General features: G+C 67.8%; 17 protein-coding genes. 8 read left to right on the forward strand and 9 right to left on the reverse strand.

Annotation, left to right across the window (positions count from 1 at the left end):
- Positions 1–9: 9 nt before the first annotated feature.
- Genes ACWZHB_RS13900 through ACWZHB_RS13920 form a run of 5 tightly spaced genes read right to left on the reverse strand, consistent with a single transcriptional unit; the run spans position 10 to position 5322 of the window.
- Complete coding sequence (locus tag ACWZHB_RS13900) at positions 10–369, reverse strand: hypothetical protein (RefSeq protein WP_427908354.1); 360 nt, start codon at positions 367–369, stop codon at positions 10–12.
- On the reverse strand, positions 366–1106 hold the full coding sequence (locus ACWZHB_RS13905; RefSeq protein ID WP_427909161.1) for an ABC transporter ATP-binding protein: 741 nt from the start codon (positions 1104–1106) through the stop codon (positions 366–368). Before ACWZHB_RS13905 ends, ACWZHB_RS13900 begins: the two co-directional genes overlap by 4 nt.
- 5 nt (positions 1107–1111) lie before the next feature.
- Positions 1112–1825: an ABC transporter ATP-binding protein gene (locus tag ACWZHB_RS13910; protein WP_427908355.1), complete on the reverse strand. Its 714-nt coding sequence runs from the start codon at positions 1823–1825 to the stop codon at positions 1112–1114.
- Positions 1803–3926, reverse strand: coding sequence for a branched-chain amino acid ABC transporter permease (locus tag ACWZHB_RS13915; RefSeq protein WP_427908356.1), 2124 nt, complete (start codon positions 3924–3926; stop codon positions 1803–1805). Before ACWZHB_RS13915 ends, ACWZHB_RS13910 begins: the two co-directional genes overlap by 23 nt.
- 16 nt (positions 3927–3942) lie before the next feature.
- Complete coding sequence (locus tag ACWZHB_RS13920; RefSeq protein ID WP_427908357.1) at positions 3943–5322, reverse strand: ABC transporter substrate-binding protein; 1380 nt, start codon at positions 5320–5322, stop codon at positions 3943–3945.
- Between the two features lie 265 nt (positions 5323–5587).
- Here ACWZHB_RS13920 and ACWZHB_RS13925 point away from each other — a divergent pair, with 265 nt between their 5' ends.
- The 6 genes from ACWZHB_RS13925 to ACWZHB_RS13950 are packed head-to-tail and all read left to right on the forward strand — an operon-like array spanning position 5588 to position 10907.
- Positions 5588–6856 carry an aromatic ring-hydroxylating oxygenase subunit alpha gene (locus ACWZHB_RS13925; protein WP_427908358.1) on the forward strand — a complete coding sequence of 423 codons (1269 nt, stop codon included), beginning with the start codon at positions 5588–5590 and terminating at the stop codon, positions 6854–6856.
- Complete coding sequence (locus ACWZHB_RS13930; RefSeq protein WP_427908359.1) at positions 6840–7184, forward strand: hypothetical protein; 345 nt, start codon at positions 6840–6842, stop codon at positions 7182–7184. The genes ACWZHB_RS13925 and ACWZHB_RS13930 overlap by 17 nt, the downstream gene beginning before the upstream one ends.
- 4 nt (positions 7185–7188) lie before the next feature.
- Positions 7189–8406 carry a metal-dependent hydrolase family protein gene (locus tag ACWZHB_RS13935; RefSeq protein ID WP_427908360.1) on the forward strand — a complete coding sequence of 406 codons (1218 nt, stop codon included), beginning with the start codon at positions 7189–7191 and terminating at the stop codon, positions 8404–8406.
- Positions 8393–8809, forward strand: coding sequence for a nuclear transport factor 2 family protein (locus tag ACWZHB_RS13940; RefSeq protein WP_427908361.1), 417 nt, complete (start codon positions 8393–8395; stop codon positions 8807–8809). The genes ACWZHB_RS13935 and ACWZHB_RS13940 overlap by 14 nt, the downstream gene beginning before the upstream one ends.
- Entirely contained in the window at positions 8806–9936 is a 1131-nt protein-coding gene (locus tag ACWZHB_RS13945; RefSeq protein WP_427908362.1) for an acyl-CoA dehydrogenase family protein, read from the forward strand. Before ACWZHB_RS13940 ends, ACWZHB_RS13945 begins: the two co-directional genes overlap by 4 nt.
- A gap of 2 nt (positions 9937–9938) precedes the next feature.
- Positions 9939–10907, forward strand: coding sequence for an acyl-CoA dehydrogenase family protein (locus ACWZHB_RS13950; protein WP_427908363.1), 969 nt, complete (start codon positions 9939–9941; stop codon positions 10905–10907).
- Positions 10908–11010: 103 nt separating this feature from the next.
- Here ACWZHB_RS13950 and ACWZHB_RS13955 read toward each other — a convergent pair whose 3' ends face one another.
- Together ACWZHB_RS13955 and ACWZHB_RS13960 are read right to left on the reverse strand one after the other, a co-directional pair.
- A complete protein-coding gene (locus ACWZHB_RS13955) occupies positions 11011–11505 on the reverse strand; it encodes a hypothetical protein (protein WP_427908364.1) in 495 nt (164 codons plus the stop codon).
- A 14-nt stretch (positions 11506–11519) separates the two neighbouring features.
- A complete protein-coding gene (locus ACWZHB_RS13960; protein ID WP_427908365.1) occupies positions 11520–12305 on the reverse strand; it encodes an enoyl-CoA hydratase in 786 nt (261 codons plus the stop codon).
- A 173-nt stretch (positions 12306–12478) separates the two neighbouring features.
- On the opposite strand from ACWZHB_RS13960, the gene ACWZHB_RS13965 reads away from it, so the two are divergent.
- Entirely contained in the window at positions 12479–13132 is a 654-nt protein-coding gene (locus ACWZHB_RS13965; RefSeq protein WP_427908366.1) for a TetR/AcrR family transcriptional regulator, read from the forward strand.
- 70 nt (positions 13133–13202) lie between these two features.
- Here ACWZHB_RS13965 and ACWZHB_RS13970 read toward each other — a convergent pair whose 3' ends face one another.
- The gene (locus ACWZHB_RS13970; protein WP_427908367.1) at positions 13203–14348 is read right to left on the reverse strand and encodes a thiolase family protein; all 1146 of its coding nucleotides are present in this window, start codon (positions 14346–14348) and stop codon (positions 13203–13205) included.
- Between the two features lie 99 nt (positions 14349–14447).
- On the opposite strand from ACWZHB_RS13970, the gene ACWZHB_RS13975 reads away from it, so the two are divergent.
- Positions 14448–15212 (forward strand): SDR family NAD(P)-dependent oxidoreductase, encoded by a 765-nt coding sequence (locus ACWZHB_RS13975; protein ID WP_427908368.1) that lies wholly within the window; start codon positions 14448–14450, stop codon positions 15210–15212.
- Positions 15213–15287: 75 nt separating this feature from the next.
- Here ACWZHB_RS13975 and ACWZHB_RS13980 read toward each other — a convergent pair whose 3' ends face one another.
- The gene (locus ACWZHB_RS13980; RefSeq protein WP_427908369.1) at positions 15288–16052 is read right to left on the reverse strand and encodes an enoyl-CoA hydratase/isomerase family protein; all 765 of its coding nucleotides are present in this window, start codon (positions 16050–16052) and stop codon (positions 15288–15290) included.
- Between the last annotated feature and the right edge of the window lies 1 nt (position 16053).

Here is a 16053-nt window from a genome sequence, read left to right on the forward strand (position 1 = left end):
TCGGTCCCCTCAGTCGGCTGATCCGGACGGGACCGGTTCCCGCACTGCCCGTTCGGCGAAACCGTCCAGCTCGTAGGACTGCCGGGCCAGCCAGAACCGCAGGAAGTTGGTCAGTGAAAAGCGCAGGAACACCGCGGAACCGGTGACCGCGGCGGCCACGCCGCCCAACGCAAGGACGATGGCGTCGCGCTGCGCCAGCGGATCGGTGCTGCCGTGCGACATCAGGTAGGCCAGTGCGGCCAGCACCGGCCCGGCCACCATGAGCACGACACCGGTGCGCAGCCACAGCCCGGAGCGGCCGGCCGAAGGGTCGGGGATCTTCAGTTCTCGCAGGTCGCGGGCGAAACGGTCCGCACGGGATTCGGTCATGATGGGTCACTTCCTAGATAGAGGGCAGCCAATTCGTCGCGGAGTTCGCTGTCGGGTGGGCCTTGCCGCATCACCCGTCCGCGCACCAGCACGGCGGCGTGATCGGCGATGTCGAGCACGGCCGCGGCGAATTGCTCGACGACCAGCACCGCGACACCCTGGCGGGCGATCTCGGCGACCTGCGCGTAGAGCCGCTCGACCACGAGCGGGGCCAGCCCCATGGACAGTTCGTCGAGCAGCAGCACCGCCGGGTCGGTGGCCAGTCCCCTGGCCAGCGCGAGCATCTGCTGCTCGCCGCCGGACATGGTGCCCGCGACCTGGCCCGCGCGGGTGTGCAGGATCGGGAACCGGTCGAAGGCGAGCTCTTCGATCTCGGCGCGGGTTCGGCCGGTGCAGGTCATCATCCAGAGGTTCTCGCGCACGGTGAGATTCGGGAACACACCGCGGCCTTCCGGAATCAGGCAGACGCCGGCAGCCGCCAGATCGCGGGCCGCGGCCCCGGTGACATCGCGCCCGGCCAGCTCCAGCGCGCCCGCCGTCGGCGGATGGGTGCCGGCCACCACGTTCAGTGCCGTGGTCTTGCCCGCGCCGTTCGGCCCGAGCAGCGCGACCACCTGACCCGCCGGGACCGCGAGGTCGACGCCGTGCAACACGGTGATGGCGCCATAGGCGGCCCGGACGCCGCGCAGCGCCAACAGCGCTGCCGCACTGGATGTTTCGGTCGACGCCGGGTGCAACGTGGTCACAGGTCCCCCAGATAGGCAGCGAGGACAGCCTCGTCCGAGCGGATGGCAGCGGGCGGGCCGGACGCGATCACCCGGCCCAGGTCGAGCACATAGACCTCGTCACAGACGTTCATCACCAGACCCATGTCGTGTTCCACCAGCAGCACCGCGGTGCCCTCCTCGGCGAGCGCGCGCAGCAGTGCCCCGAAGCGCTCGGTTTCGGTGTGATCCTGCCCCGCCGCGGGTTCGTCGAGCAGAATCACACTCGGGCGGGCCGCGATCGCCCGGCCGACCTCCACCAGACGTCCGGTGCCGGTGGGCAATTCGTCGGCGCAGGCATCGGCCACCGACGCGAGGCCGAACCGGTCGATGATGTCGTCGACGATCCGACCGGCCTTGCGGCGGTCCGGGCCGAGTTCGGCGGCGACGAGCAGATTGTCGCGCACGCTGAGCCGACCGAACAGTTCGAGCCGCTGGAACGTGCGCGCCAGCCCGTGCCTGGCCCGGCGGGCGGGCCCGAGCCGGGTGACATCGCGACCGCCCAGCGCCACTCGCCCGTGCACCGGCGTGCGCAGGCCGCAGATCACGTCGAACAGCGTGCTCTTCCCCGCGCCGTTGGGCCCGATCAAGCCGGTGATCGTCCCGGCCTCGGCGCGCAGGGTGGCCGCGTCCAGTGCGCGGTTTCCGCCGAATACGACGGTCACCTCGTCAACTTGCAGTAGTGACGGCACGGTCGAGCACCTCCTCGTCGTCGGCGGTCCATGGCCGCCGGATGCCCCACCACTCGACCGGCACCACCGACGGATCGGCGGCGGGCCGGTGGCGGGCCGAACTCCAGATCCGCGCCGCCACGGTCGCGACGACGACACCGGCGGTGAAGCCCCAGCCGTCGATCGCCTCGAGCAGCCGCAATCCCCACAGCGCGAGGACGGCGGCCACCAGCAGCGGCGCGACCACCCGGTCGCGCAGCATGGGCAGCCACTCCCGGCGCATCGGGGCGATCGCGCCGTCCTTCAGTACGCCACCGCCGAACAGGATGCCGCCCAACGAGGGCAGCACCTGCGACAGGTTCAGCAGGCCTGGCCACAGCACCGGGATCACGTTCAGCGGTCCGGCGAACACCAGGCCGGTGAACATGCCGGCCCCGATCGCGCCGAGCCCGGCGATCGTGACGATCAGGAAGATCGGCAGCCCCGCCACCAGGTTGAACTGGTCCGGCGCCACGGCCTGCACCTGCATGCCGTAGAGCGCGCCGCCGAGGCCGGCGATGGCCGCAGACAGCGCGAACACCGTCACCCGCGCCAGCAGCAGGCTGCCGCCGAGGGTGGCGTAGGCGGCCTCACTGTCGCGCAGCGCGATCAGTCGCCTGCCGAATCGGCTGCGCCGCAACAGCGCGACACCGATGCCCGCCACCGCAAGGCACATCGCGGCGAACACGGTGATCCCGGCGGTGGTCTCCACCTTCAGCCCGAACAGGTCCGGTCCGACGATCGACACCGAGCCCTGATCGAACAGCGCGATCCGCACACCGAGGATCTCGAAGGCGGGCAGCGTGAAGATCCAGCGGTCGAGGACGACCGCGAACGCCGCGGTGGCCAGCGCCATGTAGACACCCGACAAGCGCAGTGCCGGAATCGCGATCACCGCACCGACGAGCCCGGCGATCCCCATGGCGGCGAACAACGCCCACCACTGCCCGTCCGGTCCCAGATGCCCGTAGGCCACCGCGCCGATGCCGGCCAACCCGAGCTGGCACAGGGAGATCTGCCCCGCGAACCCGAGTAGCGGCACATACGACAGCGCGATGACACCCCAGGCGAACATGGCGCCGTAGGTGATCAGATCCGGCTCGCTCAGCATCGTGGCCAACATCAATCCCAGCGTCACGATCACCGCCGCGAAGGCCGCCGAGCCGCCGAGGGTGGGCAACGGCACCGCGCCCACCTTTCGATCGCGCCCACGCAAGCGGCCGTGCGGGAACAACAGCAGCGCGACGAACAGCAGCAGCGCGGGCGCCGCGAGCCGCAACCCCGGCAGGTACTCGTTCTGCGGCAGATATCCGGTCAGGTAACTCTCCAGCAGACCGACCACCACCGCACCGACGAACACCATCGGCAGATTGCGCAACCTGCCGAAAATGGCCGCGGTGTAGGCACTCACGATCAGCAGCGACAGTTGCGCCGCGTCGAGGGTGACCATCGGCGCGATCAGGATGCCGCCGATCGCGGCCAGTTCGATGCCGAGAATCCAGGCGATCCGGTTGGCCCGCTGCGGGTCCGCACCGGTCAGCCCGACCAGGGCACGGTCATCGACAGTGGCCCGCATTTCGACACCGGTTCTGGTGCGGTACAACAGGATTCGCAGGGCGATCGCCACCGCTATCGCGACCGCGATGGTGAGCGCCTGATGCCAGGTCAGCGTCACCACGCCCAGGTCGATCGAGGGCTGCTCCGGGAAGAACCGCGGCAGGGACCGCGATTCGTTCGGATTCCAGACCCAGCGGGCCAGCACGATCAGCCCGCTGAGCAACGCGATGGTCATGACGAGTTTCTCGGCGTCACCCAAACCCTGTGTCGGGGCGAGGGTTCGGCCGAAGAACAGCCCGAAGGCCGGGGCGAAGACCAGCAGCACCGCCGCCAGCGCGAGCGGTACCGGCCAGCCCCAGCCCACCGACAGCTGCCAGTAGACGAAGGCCGAGACCATGCCCGCCGCCCCGTGGGCGAAGTTGAACACACCTGTCGTGGTGTAGGTGAGCACCAGACCGCTGCCGATCACGGCATAGATCGCGGCGGTGCTCAGGCCGACGATTCCGAAAGCGAGGAATTGCTCCATCAGTGGGCGTACTCCGTCACTTCAGATCGTTGATGCTCTTGCCGACATCGGCCAGAGTCATCGGCGCACCGAAGTCACCGCGATAGGAGTACGGGGTGAAGCCACACCGGAACAGCCCTCCCGTGTTCGGGGCGAACTGCGCGGACTCCCAGCCGCCGGGCCTGGCCTGCTGGACGTTGAAGCAGCGTGGCTGTTCGGCCATCGACTTGGACAGATCCACCGGCGCTTGCAGCCCTCCCGCGGTCCACGAGGTCTCCTTGCTCGCGGCCTGGTAGACACAGGCCCGGGTCAGCTCGTCACCGCAGCCGGTGGCGGCCTTCGCGAACAACAGCCAGGACTGGAACGCCCGCAACACCTGGAACGTGATGCCGCTGCCGGGTGAGTACTGCTCGAAGAGGTCCTTCACCTTCTTCACGGCGGGAACCTGATCGGCCGCGGCCAGCGGTGCGGTGCCGCTCATGTCGAGCACGTTGTTCTGGAAACCCAACGAGCCCTTGGCCGCGTCGAGGAAGACCTGGTTGTAGGCGTTGGAATTGGCGTCGATCCAGTCCAGCTTGTAGTTCATGCTGGTGAGCACGTCCTGCAGCTTCGCCAGGTAGCGGAAGTCACCGTAGAAGATGAGGCCCTTCACTCCGGCCGCCTTGACGGCCTGGGCGTAGGGAGTCCAGTCCGCTACCCCCGAGATCGGGTACAGGTCGTTGTAGGCGATCCTCGCCCCGGCGGCGGTGAGCGATTCGGTGAGCTTCTCCCCCATCACCTTGGTGATCGGCGAATCCCCGTTGATCATGCCGATCGCGCTCTTGGAGTCCGGATAGGCCTCGTTGATGAGCCAATCCTGGAATCCGGTGTAGGGATTGACGTTCTCCGACATCGCCGAGCCCGATCCCCGTTGCAGATCCGAACCGGTGTTGGCGGTTTGCGAGACCTGCGCGGGGAACTCGGGCAACAGGCACTGCAGCCGGTCCTTGACCCCGAGACCGTCGAGTGCGGCGCTGCCGCCGACCAGGACGAAGTCCTCACGACAGGCCTCCAGCATGCGCTGGCGGACCTCCATCAGTTTGGTATCACGCAGGTTGGTGACGATCTTGCGGCCGTTGATGCCGCCTGCCGCGTTGCACCAGGACGTGAAAACCTTGGCGGCGTCGACGAAGTCGGGATTCTTCGTGAAACCGATATCGGAGAAGACGCCGACCTCGATCTCGGTCGCCGTGACGCCCTGCGACGGGGCGCCCCCGGGTGTGCCCGGCTTGCAGACATCGGTCAATGTCCCGAAGTCGCCGGCGACGACCGCCGTGGTGCCGCCGGATCCGTCCTCGCGTGCCCCGCTGTCTCTGCCACAGCCCGCCACCAGAAGCGCGAGGGCCATCAGAGCGACAACTGTTCGCTGTGGTTTCACGGTTTTTCCTCCTCTATGAGCGGCGGCACGCCGATCGACTCCTGCCGCCCACCCGATGCAACGGAAACTATCTTCTCAGCAACGGATAATCAATATGCAGTTTTGAGAGAACATGGATCTAACGAGACGGTGGCCATCCGCGCCGACCGCCGCGGCGACCAGCGATCGACCCCCGCGTTGACAGCACGTCAACGGCATGGAAATGTGGTAGTCAGTTTTTGAGAATGCTATTCTCTCAACCATCGGACCGAGCAAAGGGAATCCCTTGGCACACTTCACGAAACCAGCGGCAGGGAGCTGGACGCAGAACTATCCCGAGCTGGGCACCGCCCCGGTGGACTACACGGACTCGATCGACCCCGCCTTCTACGAGGACGAGCGCCAGGCGATCTTCCGCAAGAGCTGGCTCAATGTCGGCCGGGTGAACCGCTTGCCCAAGGTGGGCAACTACTTCACCAAGGAACTCGCCTGCGTCGGTACCTCGCTGATCATCGTGCGCGGCGCCGATCAGACGATCCGGGCGTTCCACAACATCTGCCGTCATCGCGGCAACAAGCTGGTCTGGGACGACTTCCCCAACGAGGAGACCTCGGGCACCTGCAGGCAGTTCACCTGCAAGTACCACGCGTGGCGCTACGGCCTCGACGGCGAACTGACCTTCGTGCAGCAGGAAGGTGAGTTCTTCGACCTGGACAAGCAGAAGTTCGGCCTCAAGAACGTGCGCTGCGAGGTCTGGCAGGGCTTCATCTTCGTCAACCTCGACGAGAACGCGCGCCCACTCGACGAGTACCTCGGCCCGCTGGCCAAGGGCCTCGAGGGCTACCCGTTCGAGCAGATGACCGAGGTCTACAGCTACAAGGCCGAGATCGGCGCCAACTGGAAACTGTTCGTCGACGCCTTCGCCGAGTTCTATCACGCACCGGTGCTGCATCAGAAGCAGGCGGTCAAGGACGAGGCCGACAAGCTGGCCGGGTACGGCTACGAGGCGCTGCACTACGAGATCGCCGCGCCGCACTCGATGATCTCGTCCTGGGGCGGAATGGCGCCGCCGAAGGACCCGTCGGTGGTGAAGCCGATCGAACGCGAACTGCGCAGCGGCCTGTTCGGGCCGTGGGACCGGCCCGACATCGAGGGGCTGGAACCGCTGCCCGAGGGCCTCAACCCGGCGCGCCACAAGGCGTGGGGCATCGACGAATTCGAGTTCTTCCCCAACTTCTCGCTGCTGTTCTGGGCACCCGGCTGGTACCTCACCTACCACTACTGGCCGACCGCGGTGAACCGGCACATCTTCGAGGCGAGCCTGTATTTCGTGCCCGCGAAGAACGCCCGCGAACGGCTCGCGCAGGAACTCGCCGCGGTGACGTTCAAGGAGTACGCGCTGCAGGACGCGAACACCCTCGAGGCCACCCAGACCATGATCGCCACCAGGGAGGTCACCGACTTCCCGCTCAACGATCAGGAGATCCTGCTTCGCCACCTGCACAAGACCACCCAGAAGATCGTCGAGGAGTACCGCAATGACCGCGCCGACTGAATCACCCACGCTTCCTACCGAATTCGCCGACCTGGCGCGCTTCTCGGACTGGATCCTGGCCACCGAACCGGAGCGCTACGCCAAGCGCCTCGCCTCGACCATGGACGAGATGCAGGATCTCTACGACACGCTCTTCCCCCGCCTGCAGACCGCGCTCGACTTCATCGACAAGCACGACTGGCACGACCTGCCCGACGAGGCACGCCACCTGTTCCACCTGCTCCAGTCGCTGGTGATGGTGTCGTTCCCGATCGAGGTCTGGAAGCAGCCGCGCGTCCCCGATGCCGGTGCCGCCTACCTCGACATCGTGCGCGAACCGGTGGTCTGAGGCAGTGGCAACGCATACCCTGCGAGCGGCCGGCCTGCTCGATGTCGACACCGGCGAGATCATCCGGCCCGGCATCGTGCGGATCGACGGCGACCGGATCGTCGGTGTCGGCGGTGCCACCGAGGGCGAGGTCGTCGATCTCGGCGACCTCGTCCTGCTGCCCGGCCTGATGGACATGGAAGTCAACCTGCTGATGGGTGGACGCGGGGAGACCGGACTGGCTTCCAGCGTCACCGACGATCCGGCACTGCGGGTGTTGCGCGCGGTGGGCAATGCCCGGCGCACGCTGCGGGCCGGGTTCACCACCGTGCGCAACCTCGGCCTTTTCGTCAAAACGGGTGGTTACCTGCTCGATGTCGCGCTGGGCAAAGCCATCGACGCGGGCTGGATCGACGGTCCACGCATCGTGCCCGCCGGTCACGCGATCACCCCGACCGGCGGCCACCTCGACCCGACCATGTTCGCCGCCTTCGCCCCGGACGTGCTGCACCTGACGATCGAGGAAGGGATCGCCAACGGCGTCGACGAGGTCCGCAAAGCGGTGCGCTACCAGATCAAGCACGGCGCGCAACTGATCAAGATCTGCGTCTCGGGCGGGGTCATGTCGCTCACCGGAGCACCTGGCGCACAACACTATTCCGACGAGGAACTCCGTGCGATCGTGGACGAGGCGCATCGCCGTGGGCTGCGGGTGGCCGCGCACACCCACGGCGCCGACGCGGTCAAGCACGCGGTGGCGGCCGGCATCGACTGCATCGAGCACGGCTTCCTCATCGACGACGAGGCCATCGCGCTGATGGTCGAGCACGGCACCTGGCTCGTGCCGACCACCCGTTTGGCGGACGCGATGGATGTCTCCAAGGCCGATCCGGCGTTGCAGGCCAAAGCGGCCGAGATGTTTCCCAAGGCGCGTACCTCGGTACTGGCCGCCTACCGAGCCGGGGTCAAGATCGCCGTCGGCACCGACGCGCCCGCGATTCCGCACGGCCGCAACGCCGATGAGCTGGTCGCACTGGTCGAGCGCGGCATGACACCCCTCGACGTGCTGCGCGCGGCTACCGTGCGCGGCGCGGAACTGATCGGCGTCACCGACCGCGGACGGCTCGCCGCGGGGCAGCTCGCCGACATCATCGGCGTCCCCGGCGACCCCGTGGACGACATCACCCACACCCAGAACGTGCAGTTCGTGATGAAAGGCGGAAAGATCCATGTCACGAAGTGACGACCTGCTCGAGATCCAGCAGGTACTCGCCCGCTACGCGGTGACCATCACCAAAGGCGACATCGACGGTGTGATCGCGGTGTTCACCCCCGACGGCACCTACAGCGCCTTCGGCGACACCTACACCCTCGACCTGTTCCCCGAACTCGTCGCAGCCGCGCCGAAGGGGCTCTTCCTCACCGGCACACCGGCGCTGGATATCGACGGCGACACCGCGACCGGCACGCAGCCCCTGTGCTTCATCGAGCACAGCACGCACGACATGCGGATCGGCTACTACACCGACACGCTCGTTCGCGGCGAACAAGGATGGCGGCTCCGGACCCGGCGGATGACGTTCATTCGCCGCAACGGCGAGCACGATTCGGGGATCCCGCACGCGTTCGAGCGTTCCAAGGCATGACAGTGGGCACCGGCTCGCCCGCGACACCACCTGTGCTGCACGGCATCTCAGATTTCCGCACCAGCCTGCAGGCCTGGCTCGACGCCAACGATCTGACCCCGGCGCCGGACCACTCGCTCGACGGCCAAGTGGCACAACTGCTGCGGGTCCGGCGCGCGCTCTTCGACGCGGACTGGATGCGCTACGGCTGGCCCGCCGAGATCGGCGGGCTCGGCGGCCCCGCCGCGCTGCGTGCCGTGCTCGGCGAGGAGATCGCCACCCGCGACCTCGCCGAGCCGGGCATCTGGTCGATGATCGAAGTCCTCGCGCCGACGATGATCTCGTACGCGCCGCCCGCACTGGCCGCGCAGATGGTGCCGTTGCTGCTGTCCGGCCGGGAGCAGTGGTGTCAGGGCTTCTCCGAGCCGGGCTCGGGCAGCGACCTCGCCTCGCTGAGCACGAAAGCGACACCACGCGAACAGGATTGGGTGATATCGGGCCAGAAGGTGTGGACCAGTCTCGCGCAGTACGCGGCCCGCTGTGTGCTGCTCACCCGGACCGGGCCGGGCCACGGCGGCATCACGGCGTTCTTCGTCGACATGGACACCCCGGGAATCACGGTGCGGCCCTTGCGAACCATGCACGGCGTCGACGAGTTCGCCGAGGTGTTCTTCGACGATGTGGTGGTCCCCGGCGACCGGATGCTCGGCGCCCCCGGCGACGGCTGGCAGATCGCGATGGATCTGCTGCCGCACGAGCGGTCCACCTGCTTCTGGCACCGGATCGCCTACCTGCTCACCCGGCTCGATCAGGTGATCGCGCAGGCCGACGACCACGACGAAGCCGCACTCGGCGCCGCCTATCTCGCGCTGCACACCGTCCGCTGCCGTTCGCTGGGCACCCAGCGCCGACTTGCCGATGGCGACCAGCTCGGAGCGGAGACCTCGATCGACAAGGTCCTCCTGGCCGGCGCCGAACAGGAGCTGTTCGACCTCGCGCGCGATCTGCTGCCGGGCGCGGTCGAACTCGACGACGGTCCGTGGCGCACCGAGTTCCTCTATTCGAGGGCGGCGACGATCTACGGCGGCACCGCCGAGATCCAGCGCAACATCATCGCCCGCAGGCTCCTCGATCTCGGAAAGGACTAGCCGTGCCCGAACATTCCGGCCTCGATGCGAGTGAGCGCGCCCTACTCACCGCTGAGGTCCGCCGCGCCATGTCCGAGCGCACCGGCCACGCACTCGACACCGCGTTAACCGAGCTCGGCTGGCCCGAGATACTCGCGGCAGCACCAGAACTCACCGGTCCGGTGCTGTTCCGGCTACTCGGTGAAACAGGCGCGCACGCGCCGCTCCTGCTCGACGTACTCGAGCGCGCCAGCGCAGACGCGCCGCCAGTCCTCGCCGTGCGCGAGCGCGCCAGAACAGACTCCCCGCTGGTGCTCGACGTGATCGAGCGCGCCGGAACAGGCGCGCCGACGGTGCTGGACCATGCCGGCGCGGACGCGTCCGTACTCCCCTTCGCGGGTGGACGCTGGGTCCGATGGGAACGAACCGGTTCGACTACGGATTCCCTTCCACCGCAGGGCGATTCGGTCGACCCCGACCTCCCCCTATACCGCGCATCCGCGGGGATCACCCCTGCCGCGTACCCGCTCGCCGAGGGCAGGCGGGTACTGGCCTGGTGGCTGCTCGGCACCGGGCACGCCATGCTCGCCCTGGCCCGCACACACGCGCTCGAGCGGGCCCAGTTCGGCCGCCCACTCGCCTCGTTCCAGGCGGTCCGGCATCGCCTCGCCGAGACCCTGGTGGCCCTCGACGGCGCCGAGGCGGCACTGATCATCGCCGACGAGGTCGCGCTCGACCCCACCCGCGCCGCACACCACGCCACGGCCGCGCTACTGGCCAAGGCGGCCGCCGGACGGGCGGGGCTCACCGCCGCGCGGCACTGCCAGCAGGTGCTCGGCGGCATCGGTTTCACCGCCGAGCACGCTATGCATCGACACCTGCGGCGCGTGCTGATTCTCGACGGATTGCTCGGCAGCACAAGGGAACTCACCCAGCTGGCCGGTGCGACGATCCGGCGGTCGGGTACCGCGATCCGCATCGCGCACCTGTGAGCGCGCGGCCGGGTGGCACTCACGTCACCGCAACCGCAGGCCTGTTCGGTGACACGGCACGGCCCGGTACCGGGGTACGGGACCGGGCCGCCGACAGTCGGGTTCAGCAGGTCGATGGAGTTTCACCCTGGATTGCCTGTAGTGCGCAGAATGTGGCTTTGGCGACCTTCCAGTCCTGGCCGTCCTTGACGGCCTGCCCGGTCTGATCCGGCAGCACCGGATTGCCGCCCATCAGGAGGCTGTAGGTGACGTCGGCGGTGGTGGCGCCGGTGAGTTTCACCGCGCTCACAGTGACGGATGTGCCCTGCGCCCGAGGGTTCTGAGCCTGGCCGTCGAAGATCGATCGGAAGCTGTCACCCTCCTCGACCAGCGCGACACGGTCGTTCGTCGGCGCCTTGCCGTTGAAGAAGGTCGTGTAGGCCTTGGTAATCGCCTGGGTGGTTGCCGCATCGGCGGCGCCCGCGGCGGCGGCGGTGGTCGCGGCGGCCGAGGTGGTGGCCGGGGCCGCGGCCTCGTCGTCGGAACCACAGCCGGTGAGCGCCGTGGCGACAACCAGACCGCAACAGAGCGCGGCGGTACGGAACAGAGAGGTGCGCATGAAACTTCCTTGTCTCACTTGATGTTGGCTTTCATTTCGTCCATGTCGATCAGGATCGGATATCCGTTGACGCTCAACGCGTTTCCGTGTCCCGTCTGATGGATGTCGAAGACCGACTGGATGGCGGCGTAGAAGCCCTGCACATCCAGGGTCTGGTTGACCGCGCGCTTGGCCTGCCGCAGACCGAACGCGGGCATGCCCGCGATCCGGGTGGCCAGCTGCCGGGTGTGTTCGTCGAGTTCGGCGCGCGGGACGACCGCGTTCACCATGCCGACCTGCTGTGCTTCCTCCGCGGTCACCGGGCGGCCGGTGAACAGGATCTCCTTGGCCTTGCGAGCGCCGAGTTCCCAGGTGTGGCCGTGATATTCGACGCCACCGATGCCCATCAGCACCACCGGATCGGAGAAGAGGGCGTCCTCGGCGGCGACGATCAGATCGCACGGCCAGCACAACAACAACCCTCCCGCGATACACCGACCCTGTACGGCGGCGATCGACGGCTTCGGGATATTGCGCCACCGCAGCGAATACTCGAGGTACCGCCGCGACTCCAGGCTGTATATCCGCTCGACGGTGATCGAGCGCGGATCCGGCCACGACTTGTCGTTCAGATCGTGACCAGCGGAAAAATGCTTGCCCTCGGCCCGGAGCACGATCACCGCGACATCGTCGGACTCGGCCGCGCGAACCCACGCAGCGTCGAGCTCGTCGAGCAGTTCACCGTTCTGCGCGTTGGCGGCCTCGGGCCGGTCCAGGGTGATGGTTGCGATGCGGTCTGCGACTTCGTAACGGATGTACAAATCGATGCTCCTAGCCGGGCGGGGGTGCAGTCCGACGAGAATACCATTCTCACTCAAAGGAAGTAACAGTCTCGTGACTGCCGCGCCATCCGGCGCATGGCTACACAGTTAAACGACGTTCTCCGGTACAGTGCATCCATGTTCTCTTCGCATGTCCGGGGATCGAGGCGCCCGTGACCAGCCCGAGCGAGAAACCCGCCTGGAAGCAGCGCGCGGTCGAACGGTCGCTCCGTACCGCGACGCTGCGTGCCGAGGAGCGGGTGCAACGCTTCCTCGATGCCGCCCAGGCCATCATCACGGAGAAGGGCAGTACCGACTTCACCGTGCAGGAGGTCGTCGACCGGTCCCGCCAGTCGCTGCGCAGCTTCTATCTGCAGTTCGACGGCAAACACGAACTGCTGCTCGCCCTGTTCGAAGACGCGCTGGCGCGCACGTCGGAACAGTTGCGCGCTGCCGCCGACGGGCAGACCGATCCGATGGACAAGCTCCAGGTCACCGTCGAATTGCTGTTCGAGTTGTGCCGGCCGGATCCGGCCGCGCAACGACCGCTGTTCACCGACTTCGCGCCGCAGCTGCTGGTTTCGCACCCGGGGCACGTCAAAGTCGCGCACGCGCCGGTTTTGGCCCTGTTCACCGAATTGATGGAACTCGCCAAGGAAGCAGACGAGATCGGTCCCGACATGAACACCCGGCGAGCCGCGGCCATGGTGATGCAGACTGTCATGTTCACCGCCCAGTCCACCGGCGCGGTCGACGAGGAGACCCAGTATCCGATCACGGCCGCCGAAGTCTGGAACTTCTGCGCCCACGGGTTCGCCCGCTCCTGAGTCCGCGAACGCCCGGCGGGTCGGTGAACCGGTCCGCCGGGCGTTCGCTGTCGCAGCATCGGCTACATGCTCAGCCCGCAGGCACCTCGATCACCGTCGCCGATCCCATGCCGCCGCCGGCACACATCGCGGCGATACCGAATCCACCACCGCGACGGCGCAATTCGTGGACCAGGGTGACGATCATCCTGGCTCCGGTCGCCGCCACCGGATGGCCGAGCGAGCACCCGCTGCCGCTGTAGTTCACAGTCTCCGGATCCAGGTCGAGTGCCCGGATCGCCGCGAGCGGCACCGAGGCGAACGCCTCGTTGATCTCGAGCAGCCGAACCGACGCCAGCGAGATCCCGGCCCGGCGAACCGCCTTCGTGATCGCCTCGATCGACGCCAGCCCGGTGAACGCGGGGTCGACGCCGACCGATGCCCACCCCCGGATATAGGCGAGCGCGGGCAGACCGAGCCGTTCGGAGGCGATCGCCAGTGCGGCCGCACCGTCGTTGGCCCCCGACGCGTTGCCCGCGGTGATCGAGAAGCCGGCTATTTCCGGGTGCAGCACTTTCAGTGATGCCAGCCGCTCCAGGCTGGTGTCGCGGCGCGGATGCTCATCGGTGTCGAAGACTCCGTGCGGCGTCTCGACGGCGACGATCTCGTCCTTGAAAAGGCCCGCGTCGATAGCGGCGATCGCATGGCGATGGGAGCGAAGGGCCCACTGGTCCATGTCGTCACGGGTGAGCCCGGCCCGCACCGCGGTGTTCCAGCCGACCGTGATGGACATGTCCATGGCCGGGGCATCCGGGCGATCCGGGTGACTCGGCGAGACCCACGGGTCGATCCACTCGTCGGGTCCGACCCTGAATCGCGCGCGCGGAGCAGTCGATTCGCTGTTCACGCCACCGGCGATCACCAATTCGTCCATCCCGGCCCTGATACTCGCCGCCGCCGTCTGCACGGCCGACATTCCCGCCGCGCAGTGCCGGTTCTGCGCCAGACCCGGCGCTGCCGTCAGCCCCGCGGTGACGGCCGCGTGCCGCGCGAGCACGCCACCGCCGTAGCGACCTTCCCCGAGGATCACGTCGTCGATTCGGTCGGCGTCGAGATCCTTGGCCACCGCACCGACGACGTGGTGGGCGAGGTCGAACGCGGTGGTGTCGCGCAGTGTCCCCTTTCGGGCCGTGCCGATGGGCGTCCGCAGCGCGGAGACGATGACAGCTTCGGGCATGGAGGCCTCCTGATGGATTGCCGGTAAAGGGCTGACTGCTCGGTATGAGAATAGTATTCTCTCCTACTGAGATTGTTATTCACAAGGAGGGATCGCTACATGCAGATCAGTGGAAGTTCCGCGCTCGTGGTCGGCGGCACCGGCGGCCTCGGTGAGGCGACCGTGCGGCGACTACATGCCGCGGGCGCGAAAGTGGTCGTCGCCGACGTCGCCGACGACAAGGGCAAGGAGTTGGTCGACGAGCTCGGCATCCGCTACGTCCATACCGATGCCACGCAGGAGGATTCAGTGCGCGCGGCGGTCGCGCAAGCGCAATCGCTCGGTCCGCTGCGCATCGCGGTCGACACCCACGGTGGCCCCGCGACCGGCGGCCGACTGATCGGCAAGGACGGCTCGGCGCTCGAGCTGGCGGGCTTCCGCACCACCATCGAGTACTACCTGACCGCGGTGTTCAACGTGCTGCGCCTGTCCGCCGAAGCGATGGCCACGACCGAACCGCTGGCCGAAGGCGCCCGCGGGGTGATCGTGAACACTGCCTCCATCGCGGCCTACGAAGGCCAGATCGGCCAGCTGCCCTACGCCGCCGCGAAGGGTGGCGTCGCCGCCATGACGCTGGTCGCCGCCCGCGACCTCTCGCCACTGGGTATCCGGGTGGTCACCATCGCCCCCGGCACCGTCAACACTCCCGCGTACGGCAAGTCCGCCGACAAGCTCGAAGGCTATTGGGGCCCGCAGGTGCCGTTCCCCAAGCGGATGGGGCGCTCCGACGAGTACGCCCAGCTGGCGACCGCCATTGTCGAGAACGACTATCTCAACGGCGAAGTCATCCGCCTCGACGGTGCGCTGCGGTTTCCGCCGAAGTAGGCCGATGACGCGTCGAACCGGCGCCGCACCGGAGGGAACCGGAGCTGTCCCAGCCCTCCGGTGCACCGCTGCGCGCTACTTCCCGGCGGTGAGGCGGTCGATGATCGTGCGGAAATCCGCCGTCTGGAACGAGATGTCCTCGGCCGCGTTCGCGTAGTCGAGCGTGGCGAGCACGGCACGCTCGAGATGCAGGTTCAGCAGTCGCTTGGTGCTCTCCACGGCCTGCCTCGGCAGTTCCAGAACACGTTTCGCGCAAGCCAGCGCCTCGGTCAGCGGGTCGGCCACCACGTGGTTCACCAAACCCATCTCGCGAGCCCGTTCAGCGGGAATCTTCGCTCCGGTCAAGGCATATTCCTTGGCCAGCATCAGACTGGTGTGCAGCGGCCAGGTGAGCGGACCACCGTCCGCGGCGACCAGGCCGACCTGCACGTGCGGGTCTTTGAGGTAGGCGTCCTCGGCGATGTAGGCGATGTCGCTCAGCGCCACCAGACTGCAGCCGAGCCCGACCGCGGGGCCGTTCACCGCGGCGATCACCGGCACCCGGCAGCGAACCATCCCGAGCACGATCTCGCGGCCGTGCGCGATGGTCTTGGCGCGCAGCTCGCAATCGCGGGACAGTTCGGCGAGATAGGCGAAGTCTCCGCCGGCGGAGAACGCCTTGCCCGCGCCGGTGAGCACCGCGGCCCGTGCCGCGCGGTCGGCGGTGAGCTGTGGCCAGAGTGCCGCCAGGCCCGAGTGCAGCGCGTCGTTGACAGCGTTGAGCGCGTCGGGCCGGTTGAGCGTGATGATCCGCAACGGGCCGTCGGCCTCGACGCTGATCTCGGTGGGCAGGTCGTACATG

Source organism: Nocardia sp. FBN12 (assembly GCF_054031145.1).

What these genes read in the sequence shown, in the direction of transcription:
- ACWZHB_RS13900 (WP_427908354.1), bottom strand. Translation starts at nt 369, where the DNA reads ATGACCGAATCCCGTGCGGACCGTTTCGCCCGCGACCTGCGAGAACTG.
- ACWZHB_RS13915 (WP_427908356.1), bottom strand. Translation starts at nt 3,926, where the DNA reads ATGGAGCAATTCCTCGCTTTCGGAATCGTCGGCCTGAGCACCGCCGCG.
- ACWZHB_RS13930 (WP_427908359.1), top strand. Translation starts at nt 6,840, where the DNA reads ATGACCGCGCCGACTGAATCACCCACGCTTCCTACCGAATTCGCCGAC.
- ACWZHB_RS13940 (WP_427908361.1), top strand. Translation starts at nt 8,393, where the DNA reads ATGTCACGAAGTGACGACCTGCTCGAGATCCAGCAGGTACTCGCCCGC.
- ACWZHB_RS13945 (WP_427908362.1), top strand. Translation starts at nt 8,806, where the DNA reads ATGACAGTGGGCACCGGCTCGCCCGCGACACCACCTGTGCTGCACGGC.
- ACWZHB_RS13955 (WP_427908364.1), bottom strand. Translation starts at nt 11,505, where the DNA reads ATGCGCACCTCTCTGTTCCGTACCGCCGCGCTCTGTTGCGGTCTGGTT.
- ACWZHB_RS13970 (WP_427908367.1), bottom strand. Translation starts at nt 14,348, where the DNA reads ATGCCCGAAGCTGTCATCGTCTCCGCGCTGCGGACGCCCATCGGCACG.
- ACWZHB_RS13975 (WP_427908368.1), top strand. Translation starts at nt 14,448, where the DNA reads ATGCAGATCAGTGGAAGTTCCGCGCTCGTGGTCGGCGGCACCGGCGGC.
- ACWZHB_RS13980 (WP_427908369.1), bottom strand. Translation starts at nt 16,052, where the DNA reads ATGTACGACCTGCCCACCGAGATCAGCGTCGAGGCCGACGGCCCGTTG.